The organism is Streptococcus sp. A69 (genome assembly GCF_058556195.1).
This window is the reverse complement of record NZ_JBZUJU010000001.1, coordinates 480,608-495,590: the sequence shown is the minus strand read 5'-3', so window position 1 is coordinate 495,590 and position 14,983 is coordinate 480,608. Positions and strand designations below refer to the sequence as shown.

Annotated in this window: 15 protein-coding genes and 2 pseudogenes; 13 read left to right on the top strand and 4 right to left on the bottom strand. The window is 40.1% G+C overall.

From position 1 onward, the window contains the following. Window positions 1-2 precede the first annotated feature (2 nt). The 5 genes from AC4ME5_RS02605 (at window position 3) to AC4ME5_RS02585 (ending at window position 4,878) form a co-directional block, all read left to right on the top strand. Complete coding sequence (locus tag AC4ME5_RS02605) at window positions 3-1,169, top strand: ATP-grasp domain-containing protein (protein ID WP_491799750.1); 1,167 nt, start codon at window positions 3-5, stop codon at window positions 1,167-1,169. Window positions 1,170-1,326: 157 nt separating this feature from the next. Next, entirely contained in the window at window positions 1,327-2,196 is an 870-nt protein-coding gene (gene gla, locus AC4ME5_RS02600; protein WP_057488548.1) for an aquaglyceroporin Gla, read from the top strand. Window positions 2,197-2,305: 109 nt separating this feature from the next. After that, window positions 2,306-3,031 carry a CppA N-terminal domain-containing protein gene (locus AC4ME5_RS02595; RefSeq protein ID WP_045616911.1) on the top strand — a complete coding sequence of 242 codons (726 nt, stop codon included), beginning with the start codon at window positions 2,306-2,308 and terminating at the stop codon, window positions 3,029-3,031. Next, the gene (locus AC4ME5_RS02590) at window positions 3,028-3,963 is read left to right on the top strand and encodes a serine hydrolase domain-containing protein (protein WP_061588087.1); all 936 of its coding nucleotides are present in this window, start codon (window positions 3,028-3,030) and stop codon (window positions 3,961-3,963) included. The genes AC4ME5_RS02595 and AC4ME5_RS02590 overlap by 4 nt, the downstream gene beginning before the upstream one ends. A gap of 9 nt (window positions 3,964-3,972) precedes the next feature. Then, the gene (locus AC4ME5_RS02585; RefSeq protein WP_061588088.1) at window positions 3,973-4,878 is read left to right on the top strand and encodes a DMT family transporter; all 906 of its coding nucleotides are present in this window, start codon (window positions 3,973-3,975) and stop codon (window positions 4,876-4,878) included. Between the two features lie 44 nt (window positions 4,879-4,922). Here AC4ME5_RS02585 and AC4ME5_RS02580 read toward each other — a convergent pair whose 3' ends face one another. Both AC4ME5_RS02580 and rsmG read right to left on the bottom strand, forming a co-directional pair. Beyond that, window positions 4,923-6,206, bottom strand: coding sequence for a uracil-xanthine permease family protein (locus AC4ME5_RS02580; RefSeq protein WP_000808282.1), 1,284 nt, complete (start codon window positions 6,204-6,206; stop codon window positions 4,923-4,925). A gap of 272 nt (window positions 6,207-6,478) precedes the next feature. Beyond that, on the bottom strand, window positions 6,479-7,192 hold the full coding sequence (gene rsmG, locus AC4ME5_RS02575) for a 16S rRNA (guanine(527)-N(7))-methyltransferase RsmG (RefSeq protein WP_491799746.1): 714 nt from the start codon (window positions 7,190-7,192) through the stop codon (window positions 6,479-6,481). A gap of 93 nt (window positions 7,193-7,285) precedes the next feature. Between rsmG and AC4ME5_RS02570 the strand changes: the two genes are divergently transcribed. The 6 genes and pseudogenes from AC4ME5_RS02570 (at window position 7,286) to AC4ME5_RS02545 (ending at window position 11,137) form a co-directional block, all read left to right on the top strand. After that, window positions 7,286-7,846 (top strand): LemA family protein, encoded by a 561-nt coding sequence (locus tag AC4ME5_RS02570; protein WP_000219838.1) that lies wholly within the window; start codon window positions 7,286-7,288, stop codon window positions 7,844-7,846. A 1-nt stretch (window position 7,847) separates the two neighbouring features. Further along, window positions 7,848-8,747 carry a zinc metalloprotease HtpX gene (htpX, locus tag AC4ME5_RS02565; protein WP_491799744.1) on the top strand — a complete coding sequence of 300 codons (900 nt, stop codon included), beginning with the start codon at window positions 7,848-7,850 and terminating at the stop codon, window positions 8,745-8,747. A gap of 60 nt (window positions 8,748-8,807) precedes the next feature. Beyond that, window positions 8,808-9,169, top strand: a pseudogene (locus AC4ME5_RS02560) (RNA polymerase sigma factor). Between the two features lie 117 nt (window positions 9,170-9,286). Continuing rightward, window positions 9,287-9,667: a GntR family transcriptional regulator gene (locus tag AC4ME5_RS02555; protein ID WP_001025497.1), complete on the top strand. Its 381-nt coding sequence runs from the start codon at window positions 9,287-9,289 to the stop codon at window positions 9,665-9,667. Next, window positions 9,660-10,508: an ABC transporter ATP-binding protein gene (locus AC4ME5_RS02550; RefSeq protein WP_061427085.1), complete on the top strand. Its 849-nt coding sequence runs from the start codon at window positions 9,660-9,662 to the stop codon at window positions 10,506-10,508. The genes AC4ME5_RS02555 and AC4ME5_RS02550 overlap by 8 nt, the downstream gene beginning before the upstream one ends. Next, a complete protein-coding gene (locus AC4ME5_RS02545; RefSeq protein ID WP_491799741.1) occupies window positions 10,508-11,137 on the top strand; it encodes an ABC-2 transporter permease in 630 nt (209 codons plus the stop codon). The genes AC4ME5_RS02550 and AC4ME5_RS02545 overlap by 1 nt, the downstream gene beginning before the upstream one ends. 183 nt (window positions 11,138-11,320) lie before the next feature. Here the strand turns inward: AC4ME5_RS02545 and AC4ME5_RS02540 are convergent. Both AC4ME5_RS02540 and AC4ME5_RS02535 read right to left on the bottom strand, forming a co-directional pair. Continuing rightward, window positions 11,321-12,880: pseudogene (locus AC4ME5_RS02540) on the bottom strand (ATP-binding cassette domain-containing protein). Between the two features lie 326 nt (window positions 12,881-13,206). Beyond that, entirely contained in the window at window positions 13,207-13,536 is a 330-nt protein-coding gene (locus AC4ME5_RS02535) for a helicase BlpT (protein WP_076984459.1), read from the bottom strand. A 168-nt stretch (window positions 13,537-13,704) separates the two neighbouring features. On the opposite strand from AC4ME5_RS02535, the gene AC4ME5_RS02530 reads away from it, so the two are divergent. Then, window positions 13,705-14,247, top strand: coding sequence for a YceD family protein (locus AC4ME5_RS02530; RefSeq protein ID WP_491799738.1), 543 nt, complete (start codon window positions 13,705-13,707; stop codon window positions 14,245-14,247). Further along, on the top strand, window positions 14,248-14,877 hold the full coding sequence (gene nth / locus AC4ME5_RS02525) for an endonuclease III (protein ID WP_000244430.1): 630 nt from the start codon (window positions 14,248-14,250) through the stop codon (window positions 14,875-14,877). It begins immediately after the preceding gene. Window positions 14,878-14,983 lie beyond the last annotated feature (106 nt).

Here is a 14,983-nt window from a genome sequence, read left to right as displayed (position 1 = left end):
CTATGAATTACCTTGTTATTTCTCCCTACTATCCGCAAAACTTTCAACAGTTTACCATCGAGCTAGCTAATAAAGGCATCACCGTTTTGGGAATTGGTCAGGAGCCTTACGAACAACTAGATGAACCTTTGTGCAATAGCCTAACCGAGTATTTCCGTGTAGATAATCTTGAGAACATAGACGAAGTCAAGCGTGCTGTTGCCTTTCTTTTCTACAAGCATGGTCCTATCGACCGTATCGAGTCGCACAATGAATACTGGCTTGAACTAGACGCAGCCCTACGAGAACAATTCAATGTCTTTGGTGCCAAACCCGAAGACCTTAAAAAAACCAAGTTTAAGTCTGAAATGAAGAAACTCTTCCAAAAGGCAGGTGTACCTGTTGTACCTGGCACTGTTATCCAGACAGAAGCAGATGTAGACCAAGCAGTCGAGACGATTGGCCTACCAATGATTGCCAAACCGGATAATGGAGTGGGAGCGGCAGCAACCTTTAAGCTTGAGACAGAAGACGATGTAAATCACTTCAAGGAAGAATGGGACCATTCAACCGTTTATTTCTTTGAGAAATTTGTCACTTCCAGCGAAATCTGTACCTTTGATGGACTAGTGGACAAGGATGGTAATATCGTCTTTTCAACGACTTTTGACTACGCCCATACACCACTTGATCTCATGATTTATAAGATGGACAATTCCTACTATGTGCTTAAGGATATGGATCCCAAACTGCGCAAGTATGGGGAGGCCATTGTCAAGGAATTTGGCATGAGAGAACGCTTTTTCCATATCGAGTTCTTTCGTGACGGGGACGACTACATTGCCATTGAGTACAATAACCGTCCTGCAGGTGGCTTTACCATTGATGTTTATAACTTTGCTCACTCTTTGGACCTCTATCGTGGCTATGCAGCTATTGTCGCAGGAGAAGAGTTTCCAAGTTCAGAGTTTGAGCCCCAGTATTGCTTGGCAACTTCACGTCGTGCCAATGTCAACTATGTTTATTCAGAAGAAGACTTGCTTGCCAAATACAGCCATCAGTTCAAGGTTAAGAAGATCATGCCAGCTGCCTTTGCGGAACTTCAAGGAGATTACCTGTATATGATGACAACTCCGAGTCGACAAGAAATGGAGCAGATGATTGCAGACTTTGGTCAACGTCAAGATTAATGAAAAGGATGAAAGGAGTTTGACTTCTTTTGTCCTTTTCTTAAAGATAGATTAAATAAAGCGTTTTCCAGAGATTCTTTTAGAAAATCTGTTGCTAAAAGGCCTAAAAATTGATAGAATAAGGATTGTCTAAAAAAATTGAAGGAGAATCTATCAAATGGATTTTACATGGGCTATTAAATATGCCACTGAATTCTTGGGAACTGCTATTTTGATCATTCTTGGTAATGGTGCAGTTGCTAACGTTGAACTTAAAGGTACGAAAGGTCACCAAAGTGGCTGGCTCGTTATCGCTGTTGGTTATGGTATGGGGGTTATGATTCCGGCCTTGATGTTTGGTAATGTATCTGGTAACCACATCAACCCAGCTTTCACTCTTGGTCTTGCAGTTAGCGGACTTTTCCCTTGGGCTCAAGTAGTGCCATACATTATCGCACAAGTTTTGGGAGCAATCTTCGGACAAGCTTTGGTTGTTGCAACTCATCGTCCTTACTACTTGAAAACAGAAAATCCAAATAATATCTTGGGAACTTTCTCAACTATTTCAAATGTTGACCAAGGAACAAAAGAATCACACTTTGCAGCATCTGTTAACGGGTTTATCAACGAGTTTGTTGGTTCGTTCGTTCTCTTTTTTGCAGCACTAGGTATGACTAAAAACTTTTTTGGTGCAGAAGTAATGCAATACATGAAACAAATGGCAACGCAGGCTAATCAAACAGTTGACTTTTCTGAATTAGCTATCAAAGCTCAAATAGCACCACACACAACAGCAGGTCTTTCAGTAGCTCATTTAGGACTTGGTTTCCTAGTAATGGCCTTGGTAACTTCACTCGGTGGACCTACTGGACCTGCTTTGAACCCAGCTCGTGACTTTGGACCACGTCTCCTTCACGCTGTTCTTCCAAAATCGGTTCTTGGTCAACACAAGGGTGATTCAAAATGGTGGTATGCTTGGGTTCCGGTTGTAGCTCCAATTGCAGCGGGTATTGCAGCAGTAGCAGTATTCAAACTACTTTACCTATAAGAAACGAAACTGGGGAAACCCAGTTTTTTGTTATAAAATTTCTAAATAAATCAGATATGTCTTGTAAAATATTCGAAAATCCTTTAAAATAAAAGAGTTGGAGGAATTTATGAGTGTGAATGAGATTGTTCGGATCATTCCGACTTTGAAAGTTAATAACCGAAAATTAAATGAAAAATTTTACATTGAAACCCTAGGGATGAAACCCTTGTTAGAAGAGTCGGCCTTTCTTTCCTTGGGAGACCAGACAGGTACTGAGAGGTTGATTCTAGAAGAAGCTCCGAGCATGCGAACACGCAGAGTTGAAGGGCTTAAGAAACTCGCTAGACTCGTGGTGAAGGTTGATAATCCTTCTGAAATCGAGGACCTTCTTTCACAGATGAAGTCCCTTCCTCGCCTATTTAAAGGAAGCTGTGGTTATGCTTTTGAGATTGTTTCTCCTGAACAGGATGTGATCCTTGTTCATGCGGAAAATCATATTGAAGACTTAGTTCCGCTAGATACGATTCCTGAATTTTATTCAAATAAAAGTATAAAATACTTGAGTCAATTTGAAGTTTCCGTTGAACTCCGTCTGCCTGAGGACAGGGAGAGTTTACTTGATTCAGAATTGGCGACCAATGCCATTACCTTTACTCAAGGGCAAGGTCCAGATTTGGCTGTTGAAAACAATGTTACCTGGGACTTGTCTATGCTGAAATTTTTGGTAAAGGATCTAGAGTTGACTAGTCTTCGTCAGAAATTTGAAGGCACAGACTATTTTATTCCAAAGTCTGAAAAATTCTTCCTTGGTAAAGATACCAATAACATCGAATTGTGGTTTGAAGAAGCATGAAGTGGACAAAAATTCTAAGAAAAATAGAAGATCAAATCGAGGCAGGGGTCTATCCCGGGGCCTCTTTTGCGTATTTTAAGGATGGTAAATGGAAAGAATCTTACCTAGGCTTAAGTGATCCTGAGAAAGGTTTGAAAACAGAGTCAGGGCTAGTCTATGACCTAGCCAGTGTGAGTAAGGTTGTGGGAGTAGGGACAGTCTTGACCTTCTTGTGGCAACAGAGGAAACTAGACATTGATCGACCAGTGACGGACTTTTTTGTTGCATGTGATTACCCAGATATCACTATTCGTCAACTCTTGACCCACGCAACAGATCTGGACCCCTTTATTCCTCATAGAGACCAGTTGGATTCTGAAGAATTAAAAGAAGCCATGTTTCACCTCAATAGACGAAGTCAGCCAGCCTTCCTATACTCGGACGTTCACTTTTTACTCTTGGGCTTTCTTTTGGAAAAAATCTTTAATCAAGACTTGGATCAGATTATAGAAGAACAAGTTTTGAACCCGTGGGGGATGAAAGAAACAATGTTTGGTCCCGTTGAGTTTGCTGTACCAACAGTTAGAGGAGTAGCGGCAGGTAGTATCCACGATCCCAAAGCTCGTCTTTTGGGTAAACATGCTGGAAGTGCTGGTTTATTTTCAACTGTTAAGGATTTGCAAATCTTTCTGGAACATTACTTAAAAGATGATTTTGCAGCAGATTTGAGCCAAAATTTTTCTCCCTTAGATGATAAGGAGCGTTCCCTAGCCTGGAATCTGGAAGGAGCTTGGCTCGACCATACGGGCTATACTGGTACCTTTATCATGTGGAATCGAGAGAAGCAGGAGGCTGCCATCTTTTTATCCAATCGAACGTATGAGAAGGATGAGCGTGCCCAGTGGATAGTCGATCGAAATCAAGTAATGGAAATGATTCGTCAAGATAAGTAGGGGTGAAGCATGTCAAAAACATTAAAAGGAACTCTGTATACAGTAGTGGCAGGGATTGCTTGGGGCTTGTCTGGAACTAGTGGTCAATACCTGATGGCACACGGGGTTTCTGCTCTGGTCTTGACCAATTTGCGACTTATCATTGCAGGCTTGGCACTGGTAGCCTTATCCTATATGACTGCAAGGGATAAACTCTATGCTTTTTTTAAAGACAGAAAAAGCCTTTTATCTCTGCTGTTATTTGCCTTGTTTGGACTTTTCTTAAACCAGTTTGCTTATCTTTCTGCCATTCAGGAAACCAATGCTGGAACGGCGACAGTTCTCCAGTATGTATGCCCCGTTGGGATCTTGATTTATACCTGTATCAAGGACAAGGTAGCACCGACACTGGCTGAGATTATTTCGATTGGTTTAGCAATTGGAGGAACTTTTCTGATTGCGACGCACGGGAAAGTTGACCAGTTGTCTGTCACACCTGCTGGTCTTTTCTGGGGTCTCTTTTCTGCCTTGACCTATGCTCTCTATATTATCCTTCCCATCGCTTTGATTAAGAAGTGGGGCAGTATTTCGGTGATTGGTGTTGGGATGGTTATTTCTGGTGTAGTGGCTCTTCCCTTTACAGGAGTCTTACAGGCCAGCATACCGACTAGCTTAGATTTTCTCTTTGCATTTGCTGGGATTATCATTATCGGAACGGTCTTTGCCTATACAGCTTTTCTAAAAGGGGCTAGTCTGATAGGCCCTGTTAAGTCTAGTTTATTAGCTTCCATAGAGCCAATTTCTGCTGTTTTCTTTGCCTTTCTGATTATGAAGGAACAGTTTTATGCGATTGATTTTGTCGGTATGGCCATGATTTTACTAGCCGTGACCATTATTTCATTGAAAGATTTATTGCTGGAAATAAAGAGTAAGTAATAAAAAAATCCACTCAATCGAGTGGGTTTTGTGTGTATAGATGATTAGTCTTTATTTTCGTGTGGCAAAATCAAGTTTAAGATAATTCCTGTCATGGCTGATAAAGCAGTACCTGAAAGTGTAACTGGGCCAAGTTTGAGGATGGCTCCACCAAGTCCAAGTACCAACATGGCACTGGCAATGATGAGGTTACGCATTTGACTGAAGTCAACACGTTCCTTAATCAAAACTTTCAAACCATTGCTGGCGATAACTCCGTAGAGAAGGATGGACATGCCACCAAGCACAGCATTTGGAATGGTTGAAATCAAGGCAGTGAATTTACCTAGGAAGCTAAGAGCAATGGCGATGAAGGCCGCGTTACGGATAACGGAGACAGAAGCGATACGAGTCATCCCGATAACCCCTGTATTTTCTCCGTAAGTCGTATTAGCTGGTCCACCGAGGAAAGCAGATACTGATGTCGCGATACCGTCACCGAGAAGCGTACGGTGAAGTCCTGGTTCTTTCAGGAATTGACGGCCACAGATTTGGCTTAAAACTGTGTGGTCTCCGATGTGTTCTGAAATTGTTACAATAGCGATTGGCAAGATGGCGATTGTTTCAGGACCGAAGTACAAGTTGTACTCTTTAAATGCTCCACCTGTACTAAATGGCAAGTAGAAACCAGGAATTTCAAACCAGTTGGCTTGAAGGACTGGGGTAAAGTCAACCAAACCAAGCATCATAGCGAAGATATAACCACCGATGATGGCAAAGAGGAAAGGAATGATACGGAGGAAGCCTTTTCCTTTTGTATTGATAAAGGCGGCAATCAAGAACGTCACGACAGCTACAAGAGCGTTCTTCCAGTTTCCGTCTGCTACAAGTCCAGCATTCGTTACAGCAGAACCAGCAAGACCAAGACCGATAACGATAATCATAGGTCCGATAATGATTGGTGGCAAGAGTTTGTCAATCCATTTCGTACCTGCAAAACGAACACTTGCTGCTACAAGGACATAGACTAAACCAGTCAGGATAACCCCAGTTTGAGCGGCAGAGACATCGCCTCCCATTTCTTTCATGGCTAGAGACATCGCTGTGATAAAGGCAAATGAAGAACCTAGATAAACTGGAACCTTAAAGCCAGTAGAAATCATGTAGATAAGTGTTCCAATACCAGAAGCAAAGAGAGCAACCGATACGGGCATTCCCAAAATTAAGGGAACGAGAATGGTTGCACCAAACATGGCAAATACGTGCTGGAAACTTAGAAGAATACCTTTACCAGCAGAAGGACGTTGATCAACGTCTAGTAACAAGTCAACAGTTGATTCCTGTTTCATAAAAACCTCACTTTTGGGCACCAAAAAAGAGCCCATTATTTTACAGCAATAGGCCCTCAGAGTAAGACTTTTTAAAAAATAGCTATCTTTTAAAAATTTATATAAATCTGCGCCTTCGTCACCTCACAGGATGACATTAAAAACCTTTGCTTAGGATAGTATAGCAGAAAAAATTCGTTTTGTAAACGAATTTTTCCCGAGCCTAGAAATACGAGAGCGAGGTATGATTTTGTAAATTGTTTTCTGAACTTTAAACAAGGGCTCACCATTGTTTAAAGTGGGCGTTTGTTGGGCATGCCAGCCTTTCTTGGGTACTTGTTAGGTGTTTCCTTTTTCTTTTCGACGACAGTGATGTAGCGCGGATCTCCATTTGGCAGGGCATAGCTGAGGTTGTTCTCTACCTTGCTAAAGAGGAGGTTGAGGGCGTTCTTGGCTTCTAGCAATTCCTCGGGCGCATTGCTGGCCTTGAGTGCCAATAGTTTTCCACCGACTTTAAGATAGGGAATGGTCAGTTCAGACAAAACCTGCATACGAGCAACAGCACGAGCCGTTACAAAATCATATTGAGCACGGAATTTCTTGTCTTGGGCAAAGTCTTCTGCACGACCATGGTAGAAGTGAACTCCGTCCAAGTTCAGCTCCTGAGCCAAGAGTTGGAGGAAGTTGATGCGCTTATTTAGCGAATCAATGATGGTCACATCTAACTGAGGATAGAGGATTTTCATAGGAAGACTAGGAAATCCTGCTCCAGCGCCGATATCAAGAAGTTTGATAGTTTCATTTGAAATCAAACCTTGTAGGATAGGTGCAATCGAATCATAAAAGTGTTTAAGGTAGACTTCTTCTTTGTCAGTGATAGCGGTCAGGTTAATCTTTTCATTCCACTCGACCAAGAGTTCAAAATACCGTTCAAATTGTTCTTTTTGCTGGTCTGAAAGTGGAAGGTTTTGCTTCGCTAGCAAGTCGTAAAATGTTTCTGGTTTCATAGTTATTTCCTTCTCTAGTATCATCTTATTTTACCATATTCGTTAAAATTTTGATATACTGGTATTAATCTAAAAGAAGAAAGGAATAAGATTATGACTTGGATTATTCTTGGAGTTTTGGCTCTGATTGTTATTTTTGTGATTGTTAGCTATAACGGTTTGGTGAAAAATCGTATGCAAACCAAGGAGGCTTGGAGCCAGATCGATGTTCAGTTGAAGCGTCGTAATGATCTGCTCCCAAACTTGATTGAAACGGTCAAAGGCTATGCCAAATATGAAGGCTCTACCTTGGAAAAAGTGACAGAACTTCGTAGACAAGTAGCCGCAGCAACGTCACCAGCTGAAGCAATGAAGGCCAGTGATGCCCTTACCCGCCAGATTTCCGGTATCTTTGCAGTAGCAGAGAATTACCCAGACTTGAAGGCTAGTGCTAACTTTATCAAATTACAAGAAGAGCTGACCAATACAGAAAATAAAATTTCTTATTCACGTCAACTCTACAATAGTGTTGTCAGCAACTACAATGTAAAACTAGAAAGCTTCCCAAGTAATATTATCGCTGGACTATTTGGCTTTAAAGCTGCAGATTTTCTTCAAACACCTGAAGAGGAAAAGGCAGTTCCTAAAGTTGACTTTAGCGGTTTAGGTGACTAAGATGTTGTTTGATCAAATTGCGAGCAATAAACGAAAAACCTGGATTTTGTTGCTGGTTTTCTTCCTACTCTTGGCCTTGGTTGGTTATGCCGTTGGCTATCTCTTTATGAGATCAGGTCTTGGGGGGATGATCATAGCCCTAATCATTGGTCTTGTCTATGCCTTAACCATGATCTTTCAATCAACAGAGATTGTCATGTCTATGAATGGGGCGCGTGAGGTTGATGAGCAAACGGCACCAGACCTCTACCATGTAGTGGAAGATATGGCCATGGTCGCTCAGATCCCTATGCCACGTGTTTTCATCATTGAGGATTCTTCCTTAAATGCCTTTGCGACAGGTTCCAACCCGCAGAATGCGGCAGTTGCGGCCACTTCGGGTCTCCTAGCTATCATGAATCGCGAAGAACTAGAAGCTGTTATGGGACATGAGGTCAGTCATATTCGTAACTACGATATCCGCATTTCGACCATTGCTGTTGCTCTTGCTAGTGCTATTACCCTGCTATCTAGTATGGCTGGTCGTATGATGTGGTGGGGTGGTGCTGGTCGCAGACGGAGCGATAATGATCGTGACGGAAATGGTCTAGAGATTATCATGCTTATTATCTCTCTCTTAGCCATTGTTCTAGCACCTCTCGCAGCAACCTTGGTGCAGCTTGCCATTTCCCGTCAGAGGGAATTTCTAGCGGATGCATCCAGTGTGGAGCTGACCCGCAATCCTCAAGGGATGATCAATGCCTTGCGCAAGTTGGACAATAGCGAGCCGATGCATCACCATGTTGACGATGCCAGCAGCGCTCTTTATATCAATGATCCTAAGAAAGGTGGCGGACTCCAAAAACTATTTTACACCCACCCACCTATCTCAGAACGGATTGAACGTTTAAAACATATGTAGAAAAAATGGCTCTTTGTCAACTGTAGTGGGTTGAAGAAAAGCTAAAATAAGCTCCATAATATCCATAGGGGATTTACCCACTACAAATATTATAGAGCCGAAAAATATTTGAAGCAGGTGGATAGAAGAAATCACCTGCTTTTTTCTCGTCTTTTGAAAATGATGGACATTTTGAGGATAGTATAGTAGATGAGGGTTTTGATGTAGATAAAAACGTTCAGACACAGAGGATGATTGAGGCAGTGCGAGATGCACTATCAAAATTAAATGATGAAGAAAGAGAAATCATTGATAGACTTTATTTCAATGATGAAACTATTCGTTTGGTAGCTGAAATGAAAAAAATATCTCATCCAGCTCTCATAAAGAGAAGAAATAAGATATTGGAAAAGCTAAGAGAGCTGCTGAAAGAATTTAGATAGTAATGAGAAGAAGCGGGCAAAAAAATTTTTGTCTGCTTCTTTTTAGATATTGCAATGTTTCAACTGTTATGCTATAATAATAACAGTTAAAACACAAATAACAGTAGGGGGTTGATGATGAATATACAGATAAATAATTCCAGTGATGAACCAATATATCTGCAAATAAAAAATCAAATTAAAGCACAAATCATTTCTGGAGATTTGAAAGTGGGAGAACAACTACCTTCGATAAGATTCTTAGCGAAAGAAATAAGAGTAAGTATGTTAACTGCAAAAAGAGCTTTTGATGAATTAGAGTTAGACGGGTTTATAAATTCGGTACAAGGAAAAGGTAATTTTGTTGCAGCACAAAATAAAGAACTAATTCGAGAAGAATACTTAAAGAAAATTGAATCGAAGCTTCAAGAAGTAGTTGAACTTTCAGAAATTGCAGATGTATCCAGTGATGAATTGATAAAAATGTTAAAGAGTTATGTGGAGGGTGAATATGAGTAAATATGCTATTGAAATTAAAGATTTAGTAAAAACATTTGACAGTTTTAAACTAGGACCGGTAAATCTTACTATTCCGAAAGGAACAATAGTTGGATATATCGGACAGAATGGAGCTGGTAAAAGTACAACTATAAAATTGTTACTTGGGCTTTTAAGAAAAGATTCTGGCGATATAAGACTTTTAGATGAGGAAAATCCTAATAGTGTTGAACTGAAAGATAAACTTGGAGTGGTATTTGATGATTTGTTAGTGCCGGAAGAAATGACATTAATCGATGTTGAAAAGTTTTGTCATAGAGTTTATTCAAAATGGGATAAAAAGCAGTTTTATGGATTCGTTGAAAAATTCAATTTACCACATAAAAAGATGATTAAAAACTATTCTCGTGGTATGAAAATGAAACTTTCAATGGCTGTTGCTTTATCTCACAATGCTGAACTTTTGATTTTAGATGAAGCAACAAGTGGGCTTGACCCAATTGTAAGAGAGGAAATCTTGGATTTGTTATTAGATTTTATGCAAGATGAAAATCATACAATTCTTATTTCTTCCCATATTTTATCTGACTTAGAAAAAGTGGCAGATTACATTGCTTTTATTCACAATGGAAAAATCTTATTTATGGAAACAAAAGATGAGTTAAAAGAAAACTACGGTATATGTACTTTATCCAATGAAGAAGTAAATAACATTGATGAAGAAGCCATTGTAGGAAGAAGAATACATTCTTTTGGGCAAGAGTTACTTGTTAAAAAAAGTCTTGTACCTGATGGTATCAAGTTACAAAAACCGTCAATTGAGGATATTATGATTTACATTGTGAAAGGAGTGAGACAATAATGACATCATTAATTTTGAAAGATATAGCTACTTTAAAAAAGACATTATTATTAACGGTTACTATCAGTATTGCACTGGCTGTATATGGAATTTATGAAAATGAATTGTTTATGGTTCCGTTAATATGTGTAATGATTCCGCTCATACTTACTGCAATCGCCTTTGGCTATGATACAAAATCAAATTTCGAACAGTTTGCATTTTCGATGCCAATAAAAAAGAGCAGTTATGTGTTGAGCAAGTTTTTCTTTGCATTTGCCTTTGGTTTGGTTGGTTCAATCTGCATTTTTGTACTGTTGATGACAAAAAATCAAATGTCATTGGATAATATAGTGTTTATTTCTTTAATTACATTAGCTGCTAGTATACTTATGTCTGCCATTCAATTACCATTTATTCTTAAATATGGTGCAGAAAAGGGTAGACTCATTATGGTAATCACTTATTTCTTAATATTTGCTTTATCAACACTGTTAAAAGAAAAGTCAAATTTTCTTGCAGAACTAATGGAGATTTTTAGTAAGAATTCTATATCAATGATTTGCTTTGGAATTTTAGTTGTAAGCATATTAATCATAGGGCTTGCAGTAAAATTGTCCGTTATGATTATGGAGAAAAAAGAATACTAGTTATAAATTATTTAATTTGTAGTTAAGTGGCAGAGATGGAAAAACAATTTTTTCCTTAATTGTCAAGTCAAGTGCAACAAAGTTGTTCTTCTGATTAAGTGAGTATCTTTCAAGCTGTTTGAGTTAGCTCAAACAGCCCACAGAATCCAGAGCTCGTCTCTGGATTTTTGCTATGTTGCAAATTTATAAATCTTCTAAATTAACTACCTCCAGACCGTGTTCTGTCAAACGATAGAGGCTGGTACAGACCTCTTTTAAGAAACGTCTGTCATGCGAAACAGTGACTAGACCGCCGGGATAAGAGGCAAAGAGTTTTCTGATTTCGGGTTGAGAAGTGGGAGAAAAATTTCGTGTGGGTTCGTCCAGAAGGAGAAAATTTGGTTTTCGGAGAACGAGTTCCAAAAGAAGGAGTTTGCCTTGTTGACCACCAGATAAGGAAAGGATTTGGTGCTGCATCTCTGGATAACTGAAATTGAGACTGGCTAAGTGGGATTGGATTTTCTGTAGTTCCTCTTTTTCCCCAGTGTGGCTGAGGTATGCTACTGGAGAAAAATCTAATTGCAGTTTTTTGTGGTAATCTTGTGGCATAAAACCAAGCGAAATTTCTCTTTTGGCGCTTAGGAGTTGTTGCAACTTGGTTAACAGAGTTGATTTTCCAACACCATTAGGCCCGATGATACCGATTTTATCTTGGCCACGGACCGTTAGTCGTAACTCCTGAGCTAAAATACGCTCGCCAATGGACAAATTTTCTTTTTCCAGTTGGACTAAGACTTTAGAAGATGGTAATGGTTGGATGTCTGAAAAGAAAAGTTGGATTTGTTCCTCTTCAAGTGGCTTTTGGATCATGGACTGAGCTTCCTTTTCAAAGCGTTTTTCTTGAGAGAGAACAGTTTTCATCTTTTTAGCCAATAGGCGACCGGCAGTACTGTCTTTAGTTGCTCGAAGTGCAGTTTCTACATTTTGCTTAACTCGGCGATGTTTTTCCATGGTTTTGTCATAGGCTCTCTGGTCGTTAGCAGCTTGCTGACTTTGTCTGGCAAAATTAGCCTTTCTCTGCTCACTATAGCGATCATAGTCTAAATGCTCGACTAGCGTTTCCGCTTCTTTCCGATGCTTGACCAGTCGCAAGTGGACAATAGTATCAGCCGTTTGAGAAAGAAAGTCTTCATCATGGGAAATGAAAATAACAGTTTGCCTAATCTTTCGAATCTGATCTTTTAGTCAATCAACTGTCTCAAGGTCTAGGTCATTTGAAGGTTCATCTAAAAATAGAATCTCAAAAGGTTTGGCTAACTCGTGAATGAGCTGAATTTTCAAAGCTTCGCCCCCTGATAGACTGCCAATTTCTTGGTCGCTAGCAAAACGGTCGCTATCAAAGTGCAACTCCTCCGCCAAGCGATAGAGAATACTGTAGTCTAAATCAGCAGAATCCAAAAAGAAGTAGTCATGTAGAGTCCTATTTTTTAGCTCCTCAGGTAACTTTTGAGGAATGTAGGCCAGTGATTGAAGGTCAGACTGGATGTCGCCCTTGATAGTAAAATCAGGTAATGCTTCCCCCGTTAAAGCTCGTAGTAAAGTCGATTTACCATTTCCTTCTTCACCAATAATAGCAACCTTTTCTCCGTCTTGGATAGTCATGGTTAGGTCAGATACAAGATCTCGTAGATTTTTGTTTTGTGTGATGGTCAGATGATTGATTTTTATCATATTGTTGCCCTTTCTAGAATGTCCATAGTGCATAACAAAAAGCTCTACTTTATCTAGTAGAGCCCAAAGTCACTGTCAAAAACTCTAATATCCTCATTGAAAAGGTCGTCAAACTAGCTTGGAACTGTCCAACCCAAGAGGAGCATAGCTTTCTAGTTTTTTGATTTTCAATGGAGACAAGATACTAGAAAATCTAGTACAAAAAGAGCATGCAAAAAGAGACAAAAACAAGATCTACTAAATAAAGTTCTTTATTTGATAGACTTAGTTGTTCATGTCTCCCTTACCTCCGAGTATTAGTACCTCTATCCTATACCTTTCAGGAAATTTTGTCAATAGAAAACAAGTGATTTCAAGCTCTAAAAACCGAAAACAGGTCCATAGAGAGTCAATACGTGTTTGACATGTTCGTAGTGGAACTTGTCATAGTTGCGCCAAGCAGTACGAGCTTGATCGTTTAGTTTTAGGCTCCCTAGTCCAATCAGAAGACTGGTGCGTTGGTAAAATTTCTCAAGGTCGATTAAGATACTGTTGTCCAGCTTTTCTGCTTTTTTTAGTTCCTCAAGAGTGGTGTTCAGCAGCTCTTGCAGTCGAAGATCATCGGCTGTTCCTTGTTTGCAGCTTTGGTAGCTTTTATTTAACTCGGAAAGGAGTTGGTAAGCTTCAGTGATGAGTATTTTGTCTTCCATATGAGCATCCTCCTTGCTCTGATGTATTCTTGCCTATAGTATAGCACTAATAGGAAAGTTTGTCATAGTAAATATGTTAAAAAATGAGATTTTAATATCAAAGTTTGGAAAGCTGACTTATAGCCTTTTCATGGTATAATCAAGTGAGTACATCTTTATGGAGGAAATATGAAGTTAAATATTCAAGAAATTCGTAAGCAGCCTGAAGGCCTGCATTTTGAACAAGCTTTAGATCTGGCAGCAGAATTGTGTAAACGAAATCAAGAGATTTTAGATGTCAAAGATATCCTTGCAGTGGGGAAGGTACAGTATGAAGACCGTCTGTATTTCTTAGACTATCAGTTGTCATATACCATTGTCCTTGCTTCCAGCCGCAGTATGGAGTCGGTTGAGTTAGCTGAGTCTTATCCAGTCACAGAAGTTTTCATGGATGGAGCGACCAACCAACTGGATCAGGAAGTTCTAGATGATGATTTGGTCTTGCCTATCGAAAATGGAGAAATCGACCTTGCTGAGAGCGTAGCAGATAATATCTTGCTCAATATCCCAATCAAGGTCTTGACGGCAGAAGAAGAGGCGGGCCAAGGTTTTGTGTCAGGAAATGACTGGCAAATTATGACTGAAGACGAATATCAAGCTCAACAAGCAGTCAAGAAAGAAGAAAACAGTCCATTTGCTGGCTTGCAAGGACTGTTTGATGGAGACGAGTAGATGGTTTTATCCAAGAAACGCGCCCGTCATGTCATTGAGGAAATTATTGCCCTTTTTCCAGATGCCAAACCAAGTCTAGATTTTCGCAATCATTTTGAACTCTTGGTTGCGGTGATGTTGTCAGCCCAGACGACAGATGCAGCGGTAAATAAGGCCACGCCAGGTCTCTTTGCTGCTTTTCCAACACCACAAGCCATGTCTGTCGCGACTGAAAGTGAAATTGCTTCACACATTTCTCGTCTGGGACTGTATCGAAATAAGGCTAAATTCCTTAAAAAATGTGCTCAACAATTACTAGATGATTTTGACGGGCAAGTACCTCAGACTCGAGAGGAATTAGAAAGCCTAGCAGGTGTTGGTCGCAAGACCGCCAACGTGGTCATGAGTGTGGGATTTGGCATTCCGGCCTTTGCGGTGGACACCCATGTTGAGCGTATCTGCAAGCATCATGATATTGTCAAGAAATCGGCTACACCCCTCGAAGTAGAAAAACGTGTCATGGACATTCTGCCACCAGAGAAATGGTTGGCAGCCCACCAGGCCATGATTTACTTTGGACGAGCTATCTGCCATCCCAAAAATCCAGAATGTGACCACTATCCCCAGTTATATGATTTTAGCAATGTTTAAGGGGACTCTGAAAAAGTTTTTGCTTGATTTTAAGGGTGCTTTGTGCTATAGTAAATGGTAACTAAATAGTCCTTTAAACCTGTCCCGTGAGGCAGGCAAGGAGCGC

Bases quoted from the DNA above. Each gene is read 5' to 3' on its own strand.
- AC4ME5_RS02605 (WP_491799750.1), top strand. From the start codon at position 3: ATGAATTACCTTGTTATTTCTCCCTACTATCCGCAAAACTTTCAACAG.
- gla (WP_057488548.1), top strand. From the start codon at position 1,327: ATGGATTTTACATGGGCTATTAAATATGCCACTGAATTCTTGGGAACT.
- AC4ME5_RS02595 (WP_045616911.1), top strand. From the start codon at position 2,306: ATGAGTGTGAATGAGATTGTTCGGATCATTCCGACTTTGAAAGTTAAT.
- AC4ME5_RS02590 (WP_061588087.1), top strand. From the start codon at position 3,028: ATGAAGTGGACAAAAATTCTAAGAAAAATAGAAGATCAAATCGAGGCA.
- AC4ME5_RS02585 (WP_061588088.1), top strand. From the start codon at position 3,973: ATGTCAAAAACATTAAAAGGAACTCTGTATACAGTAGTGGCAGGGATT.
- AC4ME5_RS02580 (WP_000808282.1), bottom strand. From the start codon at position 6,206: ATGAAACAGGAATCAACTGTTGACTTGTTACTAGACGTTGATCAACGT.
- rsmG (WP_491799746.1), bottom strand. From the start codon at position 7,192: ATGAAACCAGAAACATTTTACGACTTGCTAGCGAAGCAAAACCTTCCA.
- AC4ME5_RS02570 (WP_000219838.1), top strand. From the start codon at position 7,286: ATGACTTGGATTATTCTTGGAGTTTTGGCTCTGATTGTTATTTTTGTG.
- htpX (WP_491799744.1), top strand. From the start codon at position 7,848: ATGTTGTTTGATCAAATTGCGAGCAATAAACGAAAAACCTGGATTTTG.
- AC4ME5_RS02555 (WP_001025497.1), top strand. From the start codon at position 9,287: ATGAATATACAGATAAATAATTCCAGTGATGAACCAATATATCTGCAA.
- AC4ME5_RS02550 (WP_061427085.1), top strand. From the start codon at position 9,660: ATGAGTAAATATGCTATTGAAATTAAAGATTTAGTAAAAACATTTGAC.
- AC4ME5_RS02545 (WP_491799741.1), top strand. From the start codon at position 10,508: ATGACATCATTAATTTTGAAAGATATAGCTACTTTAAAAAAGACATTA.
- AC4ME5_RS02535 (WP_076984459.1), bottom strand. From the start codon at position 13,536: ATGGAAGACAAAATACTCATCACTGAAGCTTACCAACTCCTTTCCGAG.
- AC4ME5_RS02530 (WP_491799738.1), top strand. From the start codon at position 13,705: ATGAAGTTAAATATTCAAGAAATTCGTAAGCAGCCTGAAGGCCTGCAT.
- nth (WP_000244430.1), top strand. From the start codon at position 14,248: ATGGTTTTATCCAAGAAACGCGCCCGTCATGTCATTGAGGAAATTATT.